Annotated in this window: 15 protein-coding genes; 12 read left to right on the plus strand and 3 right to left on the minus strand. The window is 69.7% G+C overall.

Annotation, left to right across the window (positions count from 1 at the left end; translation table 11 throughout):
* Nucleotides 1-149: 149 nt before the first annotated feature.
* Nucleotides 150-1,115 carry a multicopper oxidase domain-containing protein gene (locus ABEA10_RS09910; RefSeq protein WP_345460538.1) on the minus strand — a complete coding sequence of 322 codons (966 nt, stop codon included), beginning with the start codon at nucleotides 1,113-1,115 and terminating at the stop codon, nucleotides 150-152.
* A gap of 585 nt (nucleotides 1,116-1,700) precedes the next feature.
* Between ABEA10_RS09910 and ABEA10_RS09915 the strand changes: the two genes are divergently transcribed.
* The 3 genes from ABEA10_RS09915 (at nucleotide 1,701) to ABEA10_RS09925 (ending at nucleotide 8,346) form a co-directional block, all read left to right on the plus strand.
* Nucleotides 1,701-5,684, plus strand: coding sequence for a ThuA domain-containing protein (locus ABEA10_RS09915; protein ID WP_345460541.1), 3,984 nt, complete (start codon nucleotides 1,701-1,703; stop codon nucleotides 5,682-5,684).
* Between the two features lie 91 nt (nucleotides 5,685-5,775).
* Nucleotides 5,776-7,392 (plus strand): OmpL47-type beta-barrel domain-containing protein, encoded by a 1,617-nt coding sequence (locus ABEA10_RS09920; protein ID WP_345460544.1) that lies wholly within the window; start codon nucleotides 5,776-5,778, stop codon nucleotides 7,390-7,392.
* A gap of 24 nt (nucleotides 7,393-7,416) precedes the next feature.
* Nucleotides 7,417-8,346: a sugar phosphate isomerase/epimerase family protein gene (locus ABEA10_RS09925; protein WP_345460547.1), complete on the plus strand. Its 930-nt coding sequence runs from the start codon at nucleotides 7,417-7,419 to the stop codon at nucleotides 8,344-8,346.
* An 83-nt stretch (nucleotides 8,347-8,429) separates the two neighbouring features.
* On the opposite strand, the gene ABEA10_RS09930 is transcribed toward ABEA10_RS09925, so the two are convergent.
* A complete protein-coding gene (locus ABEA10_RS09930; RefSeq protein ID WP_345460550.1) occupies nucleotides 8,430-8,564 on the minus strand; it encodes a DUF397 domain-containing protein in 135 nt (44 codons plus the stop codon).
* Entirely contained in the window at nucleotides 8,561-9,442 is an 882-nt protein-coding gene (locus tag ABEA10_RS09935) for a helix-turn-helix domain-containing protein (protein ID WP_345460553.1), read from the minus strand. Before ABEA10_RS09935 ends, ABEA10_RS09930 begins: the two co-directional genes overlap by 4 nt.
* Nucleotides 9,443-9,696: 254 nt before the next feature.
* Between ABEA10_RS09935 and ABEA10_RS09940 the strand changes: the two genes are divergently transcribed.
* From ABEA10_RS09940 to ABEA10_RS09980, 9 genes are all read left to right on the plus strand, one after another.
* Nucleotides 9,697-10,806 carry an endonuclease/exonuclease/phosphatase family protein gene (locus ABEA10_RS09940; protein ID WP_345460556.1) on the plus strand — a complete coding sequence of 370 codons (1,110 nt, stop codon included), beginning with the start codon at nucleotides 9,697-9,699 and terminating at the stop codon, nucleotides 10,804-10,806.
* On the plus strand, nucleotides 10,803-11,738 hold the full coding sequence (locus ABEA10_RS09945; protein ID WP_345460559.1) for a DUF6772 family protein: 936 nt from the start codon (nucleotides 10,803-10,805) through the stop codon (nucleotides 11,736-11,738). The genes ABEA10_RS09940 and ABEA10_RS09945 overlap by 4 nt, the downstream gene beginning before the upstream one ends.
* An 11-nt stretch (nucleotides 11,739-11,749) precedes the next feature.
* Complete coding sequence (locus ABEA10_RS09950; protein WP_345460562.1) at nucleotides 11,750-12,109, plus strand: hypothetical protein; 360 nt, start codon at nucleotides 11,750-11,752, stop codon at nucleotides 12,107-12,109.
* A gap of 13 nt (nucleotides 12,110-12,122) precedes the next feature.
* Entirely contained in the window at nucleotides 12,123-13,667 is a 1,545-nt protein-coding gene (locus ABEA10_RS09955) for an ABC transporter substrate-binding protein (RefSeq protein ID WP_345460565.1), read from the plus strand.
* 19 nt (nucleotides 13,668-13,686) lie between these two features.
* Nucleotides 13,687-14,763, plus strand: a complete 1,077-nt coding sequence (locus ABEA10_RS09960; protein ID WP_345460568.1) for a LacI family DNA-binding transcriptional regulator — start codon at nucleotides 13,687-13,689, stop codon at nucleotides 14,761-14,763.
* Nucleotides 14,763-15,689, plus strand: a complete 927-nt coding sequence (locus ABEA10_RS09965; protein WP_345460571.1) for an ABC transporter permease — start codon at nucleotides 14,763-14,765, stop codon at nucleotides 15,687-15,689. The genes ABEA10_RS09960 and ABEA10_RS09965 overlap by 1 nt, the downstream gene beginning before the upstream one ends.
* A 64-nt stretch (nucleotides 15,690-15,753) precedes the next feature.
* Complete coding sequence (locus ABEA10_RS09970) at nucleotides 15,754-16,635, plus strand: ABC transporter permease (protein ID WP_345460574.1); 882 nt, start codon at nucleotides 15,754-15,756, stop codon at nucleotides 16,633-16,635.
* Nucleotides 16,636-16,651: 16 nt separating this feature from the next.
* The gene (locus ABEA10_RS09975; protein ID WP_345460577.1) at nucleotides 16,652-17,686 is read left to right on the plus strand and encodes an ABC transporter ATP-binding protein; all 1,035 of its coding nucleotides are present in this window, start codon (nucleotides 16,652-16,654) and stop codon (nucleotides 17,684-17,686) included.
* On the plus strand, nucleotides 17,683-18,702 hold the full coding sequence (locus tag ABEA10_RS09980; RefSeq protein ID WP_345460580.1) for an ABC transporter ATP-binding protein: 1,020 nt from the start codon (nucleotides 17,683-17,685) through the stop codon (nucleotides 18,700-18,702). The genes ABEA10_RS09975 and ABEA10_RS09980 overlap by 4 nt, the downstream gene beginning before the upstream one ends.
* Nucleotides 18,703-18,704 lie beyond the last annotated feature (2 nt).

Raw genomic sequence — 18,704 nt, forward strand, 5'->3', positions numbered from 1 at the left:
CACGCCGTCCTCCCAGGGGGTACGGCGCGAAAGTATCCGACTTTGTTGGGACCGGCGAGTGCTATGTCCTGATACGGCCAAACTTTCCCCTCGGAGAAGACAAAGGCTCACAACAGCGAATAACGGGCAACCGGAAGGAGGCGCACGCGTCAGTGCCGCATGCCTCCCGGAGGGGCACCCGGCATGGTCCCGTCCTTGTCGGTCACCACGAACATCCCGGCCATCCCCATGTCGGCATGGCTCTGCACGTGGCAGTGGTACATCCACATCCCGGTCCCGACGCGGTCGCCGGCGACGACCTGGAAGCCGAACGAGTCGCCCGGCCCGACGGTCCGGGTGTCGATGATCCGGGTCGGGTCGGTCGGGCTCTCCAGCAGGCCGGTGCGGTTGTCGGCCCACCGGTGCCCGTGGACGTGGAACGTGTGGAAGAAGTCCCCGTGGGTGATCACGATGAACTCCACCCGCTCGCCGAGCTTCGCGACGAACTGCGGCGTGTCGTCACCCGAGCGGTTGTTGATCGTCATGTCGTTGAAGACGACGGTGAACTGCTGGTGCGGCCGCACGTCGCCCTTCCGCCGGACGACCAGTGGCCCGTACAGCCCCGCCCGGATGCCGCCCGTGCCGTGGGTGGTGCCCACGGTGTGGTCGTGGTAGTGCCAGTAGCCGGCGCTCCCGTGCTCGTAGACGCCGCTGGTACGGCGGCCGGGGGCGTGGGTGCGCCAGACGTAGGTGCGGCTGCCGCCCGGCTCGACCACGCTGTCGTTCATCTTCGTGCCGTCGCTGGCCGTGTCGTAGTCCACGCCGTGCACATGCAGGCTCGCGGTCACGTCGAGGTTGTTGACCATCGTGATCTCGAGGGTCTCGCCCTCGATCATCTCGATGAGCGGGCCGGGGATCGTGGCCTTGCCGGGTTTGAGGCCATAGCCCATCTGGCCGTTCGGCAGCTTCTCCGCGTACAGCGTCATCCGGCGGATGGGACGCGGCTTGTCGCCGGCCTTGGCCGCCGTCGCGGCGGACGCCTGGCCCGGGACGGCCAGCGGAGTCAGCGCGGCGGCCGTGGCGAAGGCACGGCGGGAAAGCGCGCCTCGCGAAACACCTCTGCCGACCTCGGTCATGAGCCCTCCTTCGTCGGAGGGCGTGACCACAGGGGCGCGTTCTCGATTCCCTCGCTGCGCTCGGTCATGGTTCCCCAATCGATGGCGGCGCCCCACCGGCGTGAGGCGACCTGCGGCTGTCCGTGCTGCCGACAAGGTCGGCCGGAAGGACGTGGAGTCCGGGTGAGTCGGGGCATCGGACCTGCGAAAAACGGCTCATACCACTCAAAACCGGCCTCACCGTAACTGTGCGGTCGGACTTTTTCTAGTCAGATGACAAAGTCCGGCCATTTGCGGCGCTACTTCTTGACGCGGGGGCGAAAGAGCCGGAAGCTCCGCCCAGAGTTCGGATGCATCCGGACAAAGCTCCTCCGCGCCAACCGTGCGTGGTGAACATCGCCGACCGTTCTGGAGTGCCGCATGCCCTCACCAGTACCCGGTCGGCATCCACGTCCACTGCCCGCCCGGCCGAGCCCCCGGGCGGCGGCGGCCGACCATCCATGACTCCGCACGCAGGTGCCGACATCGGCAAGCGCGGTGACCGCCGCGAATGACCCCATGGCTCTTCCGCAGGTGCCGTTGAAGCTCTCCGACTAAGGAGCAACGATGGGTCGAAGAGACCTTTTCCCCCCGCCCCGCCCACCCGCCTGGCGCCGCGTGCTGACCGTCGTGTCGAGCGTCGCGCTGATGCTGGGACTGGCCGCTCTCCCCGCGGCGCAGGCGCAGGCCGAGGCCGACGACGCGGCATCGGCCGGCGCCGGTGCGGTCCGCGTGCTGGTCTTCCACGGGCCGGCCGACAAGCAGGACGACCCGGTCGCGAGCGCGGCCGGAGCGATGGAGAAGCTCGGGAAGAAGAACCACTTCTCCGTCGACGAGTTCGATGACCCGCGGGTCTTCACCGCCGCGACGCTGGCGCGCTACCGCGCCGTGGTGTTCCTGTCGGCCAACGGCGTCACGCTGACCGCCGACCAGCAGTCGGCGTTCCAGACCTACATCGAGCAGGGCGGCGGCTTCGTCGGCGTCCACGACGCCGCCCGCGCGCAGGCCGACTCCTCCTGGTTCACCGGGCTGATCGGCACCCGCCCCGCGGACAGCCTGCCGAACGCCGAGAAGCTCACCGACGTCTCGGCCAGCGACGAGAACCCGCCGAACGAGACCAAGGACAAGCTCTTCGACGGCAAGAACGACACCAAGTGGCTGGCCCACGCGAAGACCGGCTGGGTGCAGGGGAAGGCCGAGAAGCCGGTCGCGGTGGCCCACTACGCGTTGACCTCGGCGAACGACTACCCCGGACGTGACCCGAAGGACTGGACGCTGCAGGGCTCGCAGGACGGCAAGAGCTGGACCGACCTGGACAAGCGGACCGGAGAGAGCTTCGACCAACGGTTCCAGACCAAGCAGTACACCTTCAAGAACACCACGGCGTACGCGTACTACCGGCTGGACGTCACCGCGAATGGCGGCGAGCCGCTGACCCAGCTGGCGGAGCTGCGGCTGTTCGGCCCCACCACCGGGCCTCCCCCGGAGGAGAAGGTCCAGAAGGCGACCGTCGACGTCACCGATCGCCAGCACCCGGCGAACAAGAAGCTGCCGCTCACCTGGACGAGGTCGGACCAGTGGATGAACTGGAGCCCGAGCCCGCAGGGCACGGTGCAGACGATCGCCCAGGTCGAGGAGCGGACCTACGACCCGGGCCCGAACGGCAACGGAGCGTTCCACCCGATCTCCTGGTGCCGGGACTACGACGGCGGCCGGTCCTTCTACACCGGCATGGGCCGTACCGCGGACAGCTACACGACGGACAAGAAGTTCCGCAGCCACCTGCTCGGCGCGATCGAGTGGGCGACCGGAATGGTCCGCGGCGACTGCAAGGCGACCATCGCGTCGAACTACACGATCGAGCGGCTGACCGGGAAGAACAAGACGGGCCAGCTCGACCAGATCGGCGAGCCGCACGGCCTGACGATCGCCCCGGACGGGAAGGTCTTCTACATCGGCAAGGCCGCCTGCCCGAGCGGTCCGATCGTCGACTGGAACGACCCCAAGGTCGGCCTCGGCTGCGGCACGATCCACCAGTGGGATCCGAAGACGAAGCAGGTCAAGCTGCTCACCACTCTCGACGTGATGGGCAACCGCGGCAGCGGTGACGAGCTGGTCAAGAACGAAGAGGGCCTCGTCGGCATCACGCTCGACCCGAAGTTCGAGAAGAACGGCTGGATCTACGTCTACTGGATGCCGCACGAGTCGATCGACCGTGACAAGCAGCTCGGCCAGCGGACCGTCTCCCGTTTCACCTACGACGGCACGACCCAGACGATCGACCAGGCGACGCGCAAGGACCTGCTGCACTGGACCGCGCAGATCCACAGCTGCTGCCACGCGGGTGGCGGCATGGCCTTCGACAAGCAGGGCAACCTGTACGTCGGCTCCGGTGACAACAACTCCTCCGGCGGCGCCGGGGCGGGGTACTCCGGCAACAACTGGACCCAGGACTACAAGGGGGTCTCGTTCCAGGACGCCCGCCGCACCGCCGGCAACACCAACAACCTGAACGGCAAGATCATCCGGATTCACCCGGAGGCGGACGGCACGTACACGATCCCCAAGGGCAACCTGTTCAAGCCGGGCACCCCGAAGACCCGCCCGGAGATCTACGTCATGGGCGTCCGAAACATCGCCCGGATCGCCTGGGACAAGCAGAACAACTGGCTCACCGCCGGATGGGTCGGACCGGACGCCGGAGTCCCGGACCCGACCTGGGGCCCGGCCAAGTACGAGACCGCGACCATCATCCAGGACGCGGGCAACCAGGGCTGGCCGTACTGCATGGGCAACCGGCAGCCCTACCGCGACCGCAGCAACACCGACGCCAGTCAGCCCGCGGGCTGGTACGACTGCGCCCACCTGAAGAACCAGTCGCCGCGCAACACCGGCCGGACCGACATCCCGGCGGCGCGCGACAACATGATCTGGTACTCCCCGCAGGGCGGTGGCCCGGTCTATCCCCAGCGCACCGACGGCAGCGGCCTGCCGACGTACAAGCTGGGCGACGAGACCTTCACCGAGCCGTACCTCAAGGGCGGCGGCCAGGCCATCATGGACGGCCCGACCTACCACCGCTCCGAGGTGAACACCAACAGCGGTGTGGCCTGGCCGGCGTACTGGGAGAACAAGTGGTTCATCGGGGATGAGTCCAACGCCCAGAACCGCGTCGCGGTCACCGTCGACCCGAAGACCGTCGCCAAGCACGGTGCGCCGGCCTTCGCCGAGGACCTGCGCAGCATCATCCAGCCCGGTGGCGGTGACAACCAGCTCCAGTCCTGGATGGACGCCAAGTTCGGCCCGGACGGCGCGCTCTACATGCTCGACTACGCGAACGGCTTCTTCAGCCTCGACCCGAACCAGAAGCTGATCCGCATCACCTACCACGGTGGGGCGGCGACGCCGAACCCGAGCGAGGCCACGACGCGGGCGGTCCAGCAGAGCACGCCGAACACGATCGCCTTCTCCAGCCGTAAGGCCGGCGGCGTGTCGTGGACCTGGGACTTCGGTGACGGCAGCAAGCCGTCGCACGCGGCGAACCCCACGCACACCTACCTCGGCTTCGGCACCTACCACGCCACGCTGAAGGTCAAGTACGCGGACGGTGAGGTGACCACCGGAAAGATCAACGTGAAGGTCGGCTGCTCCGCGCCCGACGCGCGGAAGACGGTCCGGCTTCTGGACACCGACACGGGCGTGGCCAACCGCGCCGTCGGGGGCGGCTGCACGATCAACGACATGATCGACGACGAGCGGACCTGGCCGAACCACGCCCAGTTCGTCAGCTACCTGAACAACCTGGTGAACCAGTTCCAGCGGGACGGAGTCCTCACCCTCGCCGAGGCGCAGACGCTGAAGAAGGCGGGTGCGCAGTCGCCGATCGGCAAGACGAACGGGTACGAGCCCATCTTCGACGGGACGGCGCAGTCCCTCGGCGGCTGGTCCCAATCCCCGTCCGGCCGGTTCAACCTGCAAAGCGACGGCACGATCCGCAGCTCCGGCGGCATGGGTCTGCTGTGGTACTCCAAGAAGGCCTACGCCGACTTCTCCGTGCGACTGCAGTTCCGTGACGTCGCACCCGACGGGTACCGCGCCAACACCGGGGTGTTCGTACGGTTCCCCGACCTCCGGACCCCGCTCGAACAGCGGCCGCCCGGAAGCTGCGGGACCGTCGGCTCGGCCCGTACGTCCACCACGTGGGTCGCGGTCTACTGCGGCCAGGAGATCCAGATCTACGACGGGGACACCGGAGAGCCGCAGAAAACCGGCTCGGTCTACAACTTCAAGGCCAACGACCTGAGCCAGGCGCGGGTGACTCCGAAGGGCAAGTGGAACGACTACGAGGTCCGCGTGGTCGGCCAGCACTACACGATCATTCGCAACGGTGTGGTGATCAACGAGTTCGACAACACCCCGGGCAAGCAGTCGACGCGCGACGGTGACCCGCCCACGGACCTGCGCCAGTTCATCAGCGGGTTCGTCGGGCTGCAGAACCACAGCGACAACGACCTGGCCGAGTTCCGCAACATCCGGGTGCGGCAGCTCTAGTGGCCGGCCGGTGCCGGGAGGCGGGCATCGCCCCGCGTCCCGGCACCCCTCCGGCGGCCCACCTCGCTGAGCGTGAGAGGCAGAGCGACAGATGAGACCCAGACCCCTTCCCACCCTGCCGGCCCGGCGCAGAACGCCCCGTGCCCGGGCCGCGGTGGCCGTGGCGATACTGAGCGCGGTGATCTCGGCGCTGTGGCTGACGCCGAGTGCGGCGGCGGGAGCGTACGACCACAAGCTCCATGCGGCGGCGGACCAGGTGCTCACCTGGACCGCCGACGACAGCATGACCGCCTACAAGTCCGCGCCGTCCACGGCGACCGCCGGCCCCGTGACGATCGTCTTCGACAACAGCACGGCCAGCGGCAACACCACCGGGATGACGCACACCCTGACCTTCGACACGTCCACTGCCGGCTACAACCACGACGTCAACGTCAACATCATCTCCAGCCCGTTCGACTCCAACGGCGGCCATCACGAGGTCCAGGCCAACCTCACTCCCGGCAAGTACCGCTACTACTGCGCCATGCCGGGCCACCAGATGAGCGGCGAGCTCGTGGTCACCGCCGGCGGTGGCACGGACACGACGCCGCCGCAGGTGTCGGCGTCGGTGTCGGGGGACAAGGACGCGGACGGGAACTACGTGGGTTCGGCCACGGTGACGGTGTCGGCGAGTGACACCGAGTCCGGGGTGGCCACGGTGGAGTACGCGCTGGACGGTGCGCCGTACACGGCGTACTCGGCTCCGGTCTCGGTTAATGACGCCGGTGATCACACGGTGAAGTACCGGGCGACGGACAAGGCGGGCAACACCTCGCCGGAGGGTTCGGTGTCGTTCACGGTGGCTCCGCCGCCGAGCGGCGACACCACCCCGCCGCAGGTGTCGGCGACCGTGTCGGGAGACAAGAACCCGGACGGCACCTACGCGGGCCCGGCCACCGTCACCGTCGTGGCGAGTGACACCGAGTCCGGGGTGTCCACGGTGGAGTACGCGCTCGACGGCCAGCCGTTCACGGCGTACGCGAATCCCGTCGTGGTCGACCAGCCGGGTGCCCACACGGTCCAGTTCCGAGCGACGGACAAGGCGGGGAACACCTCGCCCGCGGGCTCGGTGTCGTTCACGGTGGCCGCGCCGCCGGGGAAGGACACGACGCCCCCGGAGGTGTCGGCGTCGGTGTCGGGGGACAAGGACGCGGACGGGAACTACGTGGGTTCGGCCACGGTGACGGTGTCGGCGAGTGACACCGAGTCCGGGGTGGCCACGGTGGAGTACGCGCTGGACGGCGGGCCGTACACGGCGTACTCGGCTCCGGTCTCGGTTAATGACGCCGGTGATCATACGGTGAAGTACCGGGCGACGGACAAGGCGGGCAACACCTCGCCGGAGGGTTCGGTGTCGTTCACGGTGGCTCCGCCGCCGAGCGGCGACACCACCCCGCCCCAGGTGTCGGTGCAGGCCACCGGTGACCAGGACTGGGCCTGGAACTACGTCGGCTCGGCCACGGTGAGGATCTCGGCGAGCGACGATGACTCCGGGGTGGCCACGGTGGAGTACGCGCTCGACGGCGGGCCGTTCACGGCGTACACCAAGCCGTTCGCGGTCGGCCAGCCCGGCGGGCACACGGTGCGGTTCCGCGCCACGGACAAGGCCGGAAACACCTCCGACGTCGGCACGGCGAAGTTCCGGGTCGTCAAGAGCGGGTCGTAGTACCAACAGAAGGAGCGATTGCCCATGTGTGGTAACGAGCGCGTGACGTTCGACCGGCGGAAATTCCTCAGGGGGCTGGCCGCCACCGCGGCGGGTGTCACCGCGGTCGGCGCGACGGGCGGGCTGGCGTCGAGCGCCTTCGCCGACACGACCGGTTCCCGTGGCCACGGCAGGCACATCCCGAACGGCAAGATCGGCCTTCAGCTCTACTCCGTACGCGACGCGTTCATGGCCCAGCCGGAGCCGGTCCTGCGCGCCCTGTCCAGAGCCGGCTACCGCAAGGTGGAGTTCGCGGGGTTGCCGGGCGGCACCGATCCCGCGCACGCCCCGGCGATCCGTGCCCTGCTCGACAAGTACCGCCTGGTGGCGATCTCCAGCCACCACAACTACAGCGAGTTCACCGACGAGACCCGGCTGAAGCAGCTCATCGAGATGGCGAGGATCCTCGGCCAGAAGTACATCGTGTGCCCGGGCGGCGTGCCCGACACCGCCGACGGCTTCGCCCAGGCCGGCCCCGCGTTCAACCGGGCGGGGGAGAAGATCCGCGCCGCCGGGATGAAGCTCGGCTACCACAACCACACCGGCGAGTTCCAGGGCCACGGCTCGGACGGCCGGACCTTCTATCAGATCCTGCTCGACAGCTCCGACCCCCATCTGCTCCACATGGAACTCGACATGGGCTGGTCGAGCGCCGCCGGGCTCAGCGCCCAGGACAACCTCAACCTCATGGCCGCGAACAAGGGACGGATGCTCCTGGCCCACGTCAAGGACCTGCACCCGGACGGCAGCCTCGCCGACCTCGGCACCGGCATCGTCGATTACAAGACGATCCTGAGCGGGGCGACCCGGCTCGGCATGCGGGAGTTCATCATCGAGAACGACGACCAGAGCAACCCGCTGACCGACTCCCGGGCAGCGAACATGCACGACTACCTGGCCACGCTCAAGCTCTGAGATCGCGCCATCCCCCAGCGGAGCGTCTCCCGCCGGTCCGGCCGCAGGCGGGACCGCGCGGGAGACGCTCCGCCGATAAGGTCTTAAACCGCGTCGGGCGTCTCGGCCTCGGAACCGAGAATGCCGATAGCGACGTCGGTGGTGCGGGCTACCTCGACGCACTCGCCGTTCGGCTCGCTGTGTCCTGACTTGCGCCAGTCGATGTAATGGTCGGTCATGCGTCCGATTCTGTCTGGTAAGCCAGCCGGTTAGCCAGCCCTTCGAGGAAGGCCAAGGTGTCGTCGACGGAAAGTGCGGCCTGCCGCAGGCGGTCGTACAACCCCGTATAGCGGGACAGTTCGTCTTCTTGTGCGAGTACGACATCGGCGGTGACGGTGTCGACGACACCCATGGGGGGATCGCTCGGGTCGGGGAACGTGTAGAGGAAGAACGATGCCTTCGGCAGGAAACCGCCTGGGATCGGGACGTCCGATGGCAACACCCGCATGGTGATGCGTTCGTCGGTGGAGACAATCTTTATCAGGTGTCGGAGCTGGGCGGCCTTCACCGCAGGTGGCACGGCCAATCGGTGAATCATGCACTCGTCGAGCACGGCTTCGTACGTCGGGCCGTCCGGGCCGAGGAGGTGCTGCTGGCGGCGGGTCCGGGCGTCGGCCATGCGTTCCGGTCGATAGTCGAGCGACCCCTGGCAACGGTCCAGCGTGACCATCGCGTCGATGAACTCAGGGATCTGTAGTACGGCCGGGAAGGCCGTCTGGTTGTAGCTGTGAATGGACGCGGCCCCTGATTCCAGGTCGGCGTACAAACGCTGGCGAGGGCCCATGGCATTGCCGTACCTGTCCCACCAGCCCTTACGCGCGGCCGCGTGGGCCAGTTCGTGGATCTTGTCATACCGCCGACCGGTTACCTCCAAGACGTTGAGAATGGAGACGATCTCGGCGAGATCGGGACGGATCTGCGCGTTCTCCATTTTGGAGATCTTCGAGCGTGACTGGTAGATGAGCCGCGCCAGTTCGTCAGTGGTCAGGCCGTGCTCCTCGCGCAGTTTGCGGAGCTCGTCCCCGAGGCGGCGGCGCCGGAGATAAGGGCTGGTCATAGGGAGACCTCGTGTGGCTGGGCTGACGGGCGGCCGACCCATTACGCAGAGTCGGTAATCGTGACGTTATGCGGTCACTGCTCCGCATGTCCCCTGATCGGGCGTCGCGTCCAGGAGATCGCGCGTTCGGACGGCGGACATCCGGCTCGTGAACGTTCGCCGGACATCTTCGCGTAACACGCCATTGACATCCCTGAGACCGGGTGTAGCGTACCGCCTCAACGATCACGTGAACGTTAATGTGAGGATGCGCGATGGCACAGAGACGGCTCTCCCGCAGGTGGACGAAGGTCGCGGTGTCCGCCGCCGCGGCCCTCCTGGCGCTCACGAACGCATCCGCCGCCGTGGCCGCCGGGAACGGGAACGGGCCGGGCGGCCGGGCGCGATCCATCGACGTCCGCATCGGCAGCTACAACGTCTGCGGCCAGGGCTGTCTGCCGACCAAGGAGGAGTGCGAGCGGGTCATCGGCCGTGACTGCGCGACCAAGCTCAAGCCCTGGGCCGACGGCCGGGCGGCGGCGGTGGCCGAGGACATCGACGCCGCCGGGCTGGGGGTCGTCGCGACCCAGGAGATCGGCAACAACCCGACCCCGACGCAGACCGGCGTCGACGTCGAGTCCTTCCGCGCCCCGCTGACCGCGGCGCTCGCCGAGCACGGGTACGCGGAGGCACCCGCGGACTACGCGGGCGCCCGTCACCCCTGGTACGGCTACCCACTCAAGTCCGGCGCCGGCCGGTTCACCTACTACGACGCCTCGCGCTACTCCCACCTCGACGAGCGCGGGCGCGAGCTGCCCCACGACCTGTTCTGGCTGCCCGACTCCACCGAGATCTACGGCAAGACCATGACCTGGAACGTCCTACGCGAGCGGGCGACCGGTGTCCGCTTCGTCGTGGTCGACATGCACCTGGAGTACCGCAAGAACGGCGCGACCGACCCCAACGGCTGGACCAAGAACTGGGATCAGGTCCGGTACGGCGACGCGCGGCGGACCGCCGAGGAGCTCACCCTGCACGACCCGCGGACGAGGGACCTGCCGATCGTGTTCGCCGGGGACATGAACTCCGGTTCGACCGCGGACGGCGCGAGCGCGGTCGACGCCTTCTCCGACGTGGGCTTCGTCGACGCGCACGCCGTCGCCGCCCGTCGCGTCGGCGACGAGTACGCCTCCTTCAACGGCGGGAAGATCCCGCTCCCGTCGGGGGAGAAGATCGACCACATCTTCGTCCGGAAGGGCACTCCGGTCCGCGACTGGGTGCTGGTTCCGCAGACGACCGAGACGTCCGGAGCGCCGGCGGAGCTGCTCCGTTCCGACCACAACCTCTCCTACGCGAACGTCCGCCTGAAAGGAACGTCCCGTTGACGACCACGCCGCACGTCGATCCGCGCCTGCTCGATCCGAAGCTGGCCAAGTTCAACCCGCTGCGCCGGATCCTCGTGCACGACGACTTCAACGACGGCACCCACGGGTGGGTCGAACTGATCGGCAACCACGATGAGCATGGCGACCTCGACACCGTCGATGAGCACATGTCCGACTTCCGGCCCCCGCAGCTCAGCTCCTGCAGCTTCTTCGACGTCGGCACCCACGGCACCATGTCGGGCACGTACGCGCTGAAGGTCGCCACCCGCCCGGTCGCCGGGCACACGGGCGTCGCGATCCGCCGGCTCACCATGTCGGGCCGCGGCCGGGTCCAGTTCGAGACCTACCTGGCGTACAAGGCGGAGGCGGCCTCGGCCGAGAACGGCGCCGCGACGGCGGCCGGCGGCGGGCGGTGGGACGCGAACAACCACCCGTCGGAGCAGCAGTTCGGCGCGTTCACCGTCGCGACCGACATCTGCGACGGCGTCCGCTACCACACCGTGGCGCGGTACCTGAACACCGACCTGGACCACCAGGTACGGCACCAGTGGGTGTATCCCACCGTCCCGGAGCCGACGCCGCGCGAGCATTTCGAGGGCAAGGTCAAGCTGCCGCGGACGGCGGACTTCACCGCGCCGAACCCCGAGGACTGGAAGCCGTTCGGCGAGCCGCAGGAGATGTGCTTCAACGAGGTCCCCACCAAGGTCAACTGGCACTACCTGCGCTGGGTGATCGACACCAGCACCCGGAAGAACGTCGAGCTCCAGCTCAACGACGTCGTCCACGACATGTCCGATGTCCCGGTCCCGCCGTACGACGAGCACTACGGGTCGCTGCAGAACCTGCTCAACTTCTACGTCTCCGTCCGCACGCACACCGATGTACGGAACTTCCTGTACCTCGACTCGGTGCTGATCTCGGTGGACTGGTGAGAAAGGCCCCGATGAACATGCGACAGTCGCTCACCGCCGTCATCGAGCGCAACACGACGCTGACCGGCGAGTTCACCACCGAGCCGTACGAGGCCGCCTGGGCCGGCGAGGCCCGCTGGTTCGTCCGCGTCCTCGACGCCACCGGGCGCGCACCCCGCCTCATCGCGCGCACGCAGATCTCGCCGGACGGCCTGCACTGGTGTGACCTGGACGGGGTCGACCAGACCGTCACGCCCGGCGACGGCCCCGTGCACAGCTGGCCGGCGACCGGTTTCGGCGGCTGGCTCAGGCTGCGCGGCACCGTCGTCGACGAGGCGCCGGACGACGCCGCGGGGATCAAGGTCCTCATCTACCTGGCGCTGAAGGCATGACCGGGGCGGCGGCATGAGGACGACAGGCAGGCCGGACACCGGCGGCGCGCACGTCGGGCGGCGGGACTTCCTCGCCATGGCCGGGCTCGGATCCGCGAGCGTGCTCCTGGCCGGCTGCGGCTTCGGTGGCGGGGGCGGCGCTCCCCAGGGCGCGCTGCGCGCCGCGTTCGGCCAGCCGGTCACCGACCTGGACCCGTACAACGCCGCGACGGCGGTCGACGAGGCGTCCCTGATCGTCAAGCGCCTGGTGTTCGACACCCTCGTACGACGCCAGGGCGACCGGCTGGTCCCGGGGCTGGCGACCGGCTGGGAACGTACGAACGACACCACCTGGGTGTTCACGCTGCGCCGCGGCGCCCGGTTCCACGACGGCACCCCCGTCACCGCGGCCGACGTCGCGGCCTGCCTGAAGCGCACGCGGGCGGTCGCCTCCGCACAGACGCCGCTGTGGGCCTCGGTCACCAAGGCGGAGGCCCGGGACGACCACACGGTGGTCTTCACCACCGACGGCCCGCTCGGTTCGCTCCCGGTCAACCTCACGCTGCTCTTCGTCGTCCCGGCCGCCCGGGTCGCCGACCCGGAGCAGAAGCGCCGTCCGATCGGGTCCGGGCCGTTCCGCGTCACCGGGTTCACGCCGTCGACCTCGGTCGAGCTGGCGCGCTTCGACGACTACTGGGGCGGCCGGGCCGACCTGCCCGGGATCTCGATGCCGTACATCGCCGAGACCTCATCGGCGATCACCGCGCTCCGCAGCGGGGACATCGACCTGCTGTGGCCGATCCCACCGGACCAGCTGCCGGAGGTCACCGGGGTGAAAGGCGTCGGCGTCGAGAGCATCCCCTCGTGGACGTACTACCTCAACTGGTTCAACTGCTCGCGGAGGCCGTTCACGGATCCGAACGTCCGCCGCGCCATGTGCCAGGCCGTCGACCTGCCGCAGATCGTGGACCGGCTCTTCGGCCGTGGGGGACAGCAGATGCGCGCGCCGATCCCCTCGACGGTCGCCGGGTACGCCGCGCAGGAGCCCTGGACCTACGACCCGGCCGCGGCGAAGCGCCTGCTCGCCGCCGCCGGGCTCGGCCGGGGCTTCACCACCTCGATGATGTGGTTCGACGCCACCGGCCCGCTCGCACGTGAGCTCGCCGAGGCGATGATCTCCTCGTGGGCCGACATCGGAGTCACGGTCCGCCCGCAGAGCATCGAGAAGGCCCAGTGGCTCGAACGCCTGAACAGCCTCGACTGGGACATGAACCTCCAGACGAACACCGTGACCACGGGCGACGCGGCGTTCACCGTCGGCCGCCTGTACACCTCCAAGGCCCACCGGATGGGCTACAGGAACCCGGCCCTCGACAAGATCCTCGCGAGCGCCGCGGCGGCACCCTACGGATCGGACCGCGACGCCCTCTACGGTGAGGCGTGCAAGATCATCTGGTCCGACGCCGTCGGACTGTTCCCGCTCACCCTCGTCACCGGGTACGGGCGTTCGCGCCGGCTCACCGGTTTCACGCCTGCTCCGAACAACCAGCCCGACCTCGCGGCGGTGAGGCGCCGATGACACCGTGCCGGAGGATCCGATGAGCCCACGACGCCGTACGACGCTGCGTGACATCGCCGAGTCGCTCGACCTGTCGGTCAACACCGTCTCACGGGCGCTCGCCGACAAGGACGCGGTCGGCGTGGAGACGCGGAGGCGCGTCAAGGCCGAGGCCGAGCGCCTGGGCTACGTGCCCAACACGATGGCCCGCTCTCTCGTCCTGCAGAACGCGATGACCCTGGGGCTGGTCATCACGAACCCGTCCAACCCGTTCTACGCCCGCCTCATCTCCGCGATCGAGGAGCGCGGACGCACCCGCGGCTACTCGCTCATGCTGATGGTCACCGAGGACTCGGTCGACAACGAACGCCGCGCCGCCGAGGAGCTGATGCGCTGGGGCGTCGACGGCGTGCTGGCGATCCCGGTCCAGCACGGCGCCGAGCACTGGGAGCGCCTGCGCAAGTCCGGCGTCCCCCTGGTCCTGCTCAACCGCGACCTGCCCGGCCTCGACGTCGACCTCGTCGGCGTCGACTACTACGCCGGTTCCCGGGCGGCGACCGAGCACGCGCTGAGCACCGGCGCCACCGAGCTGTACCTGGTCGAGGAGGACCTGGACATCTCACCGGTCGCCGAGCGCATTCGCGGGTTCCGCGACACGCTCGCGACCCATGGGCTCGGCGCCCCCGACGACGCGGTCGTCCGCGTGGCCTCGCCGGAGGACGTCTCCGTGTCGGTCCCGTTCGACCCCGGCCCCGCGTACGAGCTCGGCGCCGGTCTCGCGCGCAGAGCCGGACCCGGCGCGGTCGTGCTCGCCGGCAACGACTACCACGCGCTGGGCCTGTGCCGTGCCTTCGCCGAGCAGGGACTGCGGGTCGGCGTGGACGTCGGCGTCATCGGCCACGGCGACCACCCCTTCTCGGCCTACCTCGCCCCTCCGCTGACCACGGTGCGGCTGCCCGCCCCCGAGGTGGGGCGGGCCGGCATCGACCGGCTGCTCGAACACGTCGAGACCGCCGGAGGATCCGGCGGCGATGCGGCCGGCCCGGCGCACACGCTCTTGCCGCCCGAACTCATCGTGCGCGCGTCCGTGCCCGAGACCGCCGGAGGCGAGGGCTGATGGGAGCGTTCGTCGCGAAGCGGCTCGGGCAGGCCGTGGTGGTCGCCTGGGGAGCGCTGACCCTGGTGTTCATCATCGTCCGCGTCGTGCCCGGGGACCCCGCGAAGCTCATCCTCGGCCCGGACGCCTCGGCCGACCAGCTCAAGCACGTACGGGCGGACTTCGGCCTCGATCATCCGCTGTGGCGGCAGTACCTGGAGCACCTCGGCGGCGTCCTGCACGGCGACCTCGGTGACTCGTGGCGGCTCGGCGGCTCCGCGCTCGGCGACACGCTCGAACGCTTCCCCGCCACCCTCACCCTGTCGGTGGTCGCGCTCGTGCTGACCATCCTGCTCGGCTTCCCGCTCGGCATGCTGTGCGCGCGCCGGCCAGGGAAGGTGCTCGACCTGCTGGTGTCCACCGGGTCGCTGGTCGGGCAGGCCGTTCCGTCGTTCTGGCTCGGCATCGTCTTGATCCTGCTGTTCGCCCGCGAGCTCGGCTGGCTGCCCGCCACCGCGGACGGGTCGTTCGCCGGGGTCCTGCTGCCGGCCTTCACCCTCGCGCTGCCGTTCATCGGCTGGCTCGCCCGCCTGGTGCGGGGCGGCGCGCTGGAGGAGGGGGCGAAGGACTACGTGCGCACGGCCCGCGCCAAGGGCGTGCCGGAGGGCCTGGTCCAGTACGTCCACGTGGGCCGGAACATCGCGGTGCCGGTCGTCACCGTGCTCGGCCTCCTGATGGGCAACTTCATCGCCAACGCGGTCATCATCGAGGTCGTCTTCTCCTGGCCCGGCATCGGGTCGCTGATGGTGGACGCGATCACGAACCGCGACTACGCCGTCGTCGAGGCCGCGGTCCTCACGATGACCGTCTCCTACATCGCCCTGAACCTGCTCGTGGACGTCGTCTACTTCGCCCTCGACCCGCGCCTCACCCCGGAGAACGCATGAGTGAGCGAAGCGAGCGAATCGAGAACACAGCCTGCCCGGTCCCTCTCCCGACGAAGGAGGGCTCATGACTGCCATTACCGTGCCTGAAGGAGTAGCGGCACGCACCGAGACCGGCCGGCGGCGTGTCCCCGTACGTGTGTGGGTCGGCGTCGGGGTGCTGGCGTTGTTCGTGCTCGCCGCGCTCCTGGGTCCGCTGCTGCGGCCGTACGATCCGGTGGCGACGCATCTGCCCGACCGGCTCCTCGCGCCCGGCAGCCGTACCGGCAGCGGGTCGATCGCCTGGCTCGGCACCGACCAGGTGGGCCGTGACCTGCTCGCCGACCTGCTCGCCGGGGCGCGGATCACGCTCCTCGTCGCCGGCGCGACGGTCGTCGTCGGGGGCGTCGTCGGTCTCGTCGTCGGGCTGGTCTCCGGCTACTTCGGCGGCCCGCTGGACACCGTCCTCTCGCGCGTCGGCGACATACAGCTCGCGTTCCCCTCGATCCTGCTGGCGATCCTGCTGGCCGGGGTCCTCGGCCCGAGCATCACCAACATCGTCATCACGCTGGCGATCACCCGCTGGGTCATCTTCGCCCGTGTCGTCCGCGCGTCGGCCATGTCGACGCGACGGCTGGAGTTCGTCGACTCCGCCCGGGTCCTGGGCTGCGGGCACCTGCGCATCCTGTTCCGGCACGTGCTGCCGTCCTGCTGGCAGCCGCTGCTCGTCGCGGCGACGGTCCAGGTCGGCCTGGTGATGGTGGCCGAGGCGTCGCTGAGCTTCCTCGGCCTCGGCGTACCGGTCGACACGGCCTCCTGGGGCGCCACGGTCTCGATCGGGCGCGACTACCTGGGGTCGGCGTGGTGGATCTCCACGGTGCCGGCCGCCGCGCTCGCGCTCGTCGTCACCGCGGTCGGCGTGGTCGGCGACGGATTCCGTGACCTGTCCGATCCCCGGTCCCAGATCTGAACGAGAGGAGCGACCGATGCCTTCCACCATCGAGGAGGTCGCCGGGGCCACCGAGGCCACCCCGGTCGCGCGGCTGCGCGGAGTCCACATCGGCTTCGGCGCCCGGGGGAGCGAACGCCCCGTCGTCCGGGGCGTCGAACTCGACCTCGTGCCGGGCCGGGTCACCGCCCTGGTCGGGGAGTCCGGCAGCGGCAAGTCGCTGACGACACTCGCCCTCATGGGCCTGCTGCCCAGCGGCGCGCGCGTCAGCGCCGGGTCGATCGAGATCGACGGGCAGGACACGGCCGGCTTCACCGACGCGCAGTGGAGACGGCTCCGGGGCCCGAAGATCGCGATGGTCTTCCAGGACCCGATGGCCGCCCTGAACCCGTCCTTCACGGTCGGGTGGCAGGTGGCCGAGACGTTCCGCCGCCACCAGGGCGCCTCGCACCGCACCGCGCGGACGCGGGCGATCGAGCTCATGCGCACCGTCGGCATCCCCGACGCCGAACGCAAGTACCACGCCTATCCGCACGAGTTCTCCGGAGGGATGCGCCAGCGCGCGATGATCGCCATGGCGCTGGCCCTCGAACCGGAGGTGCTGCTGGCGGACGAGCCCACCACGGCCCTCGACGTGACGGTGCAGGCCCAGATCCTGCGCCTGCTCACGGCCCGGCAGGCCGAGGCGCGCATGGCGATGCTGCTCGTCTCGCACGACCTGGGGGTCGTTGCCCGCGTCGCGCAGCACGTGGCGGTGATGTACGCCGGGCGGATCGTCGAGGCCGGGACCCTGGACGAGGTCTACACCAGCCCGGCGCACCCCTACACGCGCGGGCTGCTCGACGCGATGCCCGACCCCGGCCGCCCCGGCCGGCTCGTGCCCATCGACGGCCAGCCCCCGGCCCCCGGCCGGCTGCCGGCGGGGTGTGCCTTCGCGCCACGCTGCCGCTTCGCCACCGAGGTGTGCCGGACCGACGACCCCGAGGCGCTTCCCGTACCCGGCCACGGCGTCTCCACCGGCCACATCGCCGCATGTCACCACAGTGCCCGCGTTCTGGAGGCGCGTTCGTGAACACCGCACAGGCCGGCGCTCCCGGCACCGCTCTCCTGCGGATCCAGGGTCTGCGTGCCGGATATGCCACCCGGGGCCGCTCCGGGTTCGGCCGGCGCCGCGTCGACGCGGTCGCCGGTGTCGACCTGACGGTCCACGCCGGCCAGACCCTCTGCGTCGTGGGCGAGTCCGGCTGCGGCAAGTCGACTCTGGCCCGATCGGTCGTGGGGCTGCTGGACCCGTTCGCCGGGTCGATCTCCTTCGGGGACGTCGACCTGTCCTCAGCGGGACGGCGCGAGCGGCACCGGGTCGCCCGCGACCTGCAGATGGTCTTCCAGGACCCGTACACCTCCCTGAATCCGCGGATGCGCGTCGCCGACGTCATCGCCGAGGGCTGGCACGTGCACCGGGGCGTGCTCCCCGCGCGCGAGCACGCGGCCGAGGTCGACCGCCTGCTCTCCCTCGTCGAACTGGACTCCTCCTACGCCGGACGCCGGTTGCACGAGCTGTCGGGAGGACAGTGCCAGCGGGTGAGCATCGCGCGGGCGCTGGCCCTGAGGCCGAAGCTGATCGTGTGCGACGAGGCCGTCTCCGCCCTCGACGTGTCGGTCCGCGCGCAGGTTCTCAACCTCCTGATGGACCTACGGAAGGAGCTGGGGGTCGCCTACCTGTTCATCTCCCACGACCTCGACGTCGTGCGCCACATCGCGGACGAGGTGGCCGTGATGTACCTCGGCACGATCGTCGAGCACGGCACCGCCGAGCAGGTCTTCGGAAACCCCCGGCACCCCTACACCCGGGCGCTGCTGTCGGCGGCCCCGTCGATTCACGACCGTCCGGGCAGCACGACCGAGTCCGCGCTGACCGGCGAGGTCCCGTCCCCGGCGGCACCGCCGTCGGGATGCCGGTTCCGGACCCGCTGCCCGATAGCGGCCGACGCCTGCGCCACCGAGGTACCCGAGCTGCGCATCCACGACGGCGGCGACCACGCCGCGGCGTGCCACTTCGCCGGGGAGGGCCACTCGACCGTCACCTGACC

It is taken from the genome of Actinoallomurus oryzae (genome assembly GCF_039541955.1).
Classification (GTDB): Bacteria; Actinomycetota; Actinomycetes; order Streptosporangiales; family Streptosporangiaceae; genus Actinoallomurus; species Actinoallomurus oryzae.

Coding starts and splice junctions, on each gene's coding strand:
- ABEA10_RS09915 (WP_345460541.1), top strand. CDS start 1,701: ATGGGTCGAAGAGACCTTTTCCCCCCGCCCCGCCCACCCGCCTGGCGC.
- ABEA10_RS09935 (WP_345460553.1), bottom strand. CDS start 9,442: ATGACCAGCCCTTATCTCCGGCGCCGCCGCCTCGGGGACGAGCTCCGC.
- ABEA10_RS09950 (WP_345460562.1), top strand. CDS start 11,750: ATGAACATGCGACAGTCGCTCACCGCCGTCATCGAGCGCAACACGACG.
- ABEA10_RS09940 (WP_345460556.1), top strand. CDS start 9,697: ATGGCACAGAGACGGCTCTCCCGCAGGTGGACGAAGGTCGCGGTGTCC.
- ABEA10_RS09970 (WP_345460574.1), top strand. CDS start 15,754: ATGACTGCCATTACCGTGCCTGAAGGAGTAGCGGCACGCACCGAGACC.
- ABEA10_RS09975 (WP_345460577.1), top strand. CDS start 16,652: ATGCCTTCCACCATCGAGGAGGTCGCCGGGGCCACCGAGGCCACCCCG.
- ABEA10_RS09920 (WP_345460544.1), top strand. CDS start 5,776: ATGAGACCCAGACCCCTTCCCACCCTGCCGGCCCGGCGCAGAACGCCC.
- ABEA10_RS09910 (WP_345460538.1), bottom strand. CDS start 1,115: ATGACCGAGGTCGGCAGAGGTGTTTCGCGAGGCGCGCTTTCCCGCCGT.
- ABEA10_RS09930 (WP_345460550.1), bottom strand. CDS start 8,564: ATGACCGACCATTACATCGACTGGCGCAAGTCAGGACACAGCGAGCCG.
- ABEA10_RS09960 (WP_345460568.1), top strand. CDS start 13,687: ATGAGCCCACGACGCCGTACGACGCTGCGTGACATCGCCGAGTCGCTC.
- ABEA10_RS09925 (WP_345460547.1), top strand. CDS start 7,417: ATGTGTGGTAACGAGCGCGTGACGTTCGACCGGCGGAAATTCCTCAGG.
- ABEA10_RS09965 (WP_345460571.1), top strand. CDS start 14,763: ATGGGAGCGTTCGTCGCGAAGCGGCTCGGGCAGGCCGTGGTGGTCGCC.
- ABEA10_RS09955 (WP_345460565.1), top strand. CDS start 12,123: ATGAGGACGACAGGCAGGCCGGACACCGGCGGCGCGCACGTCGGGCGG.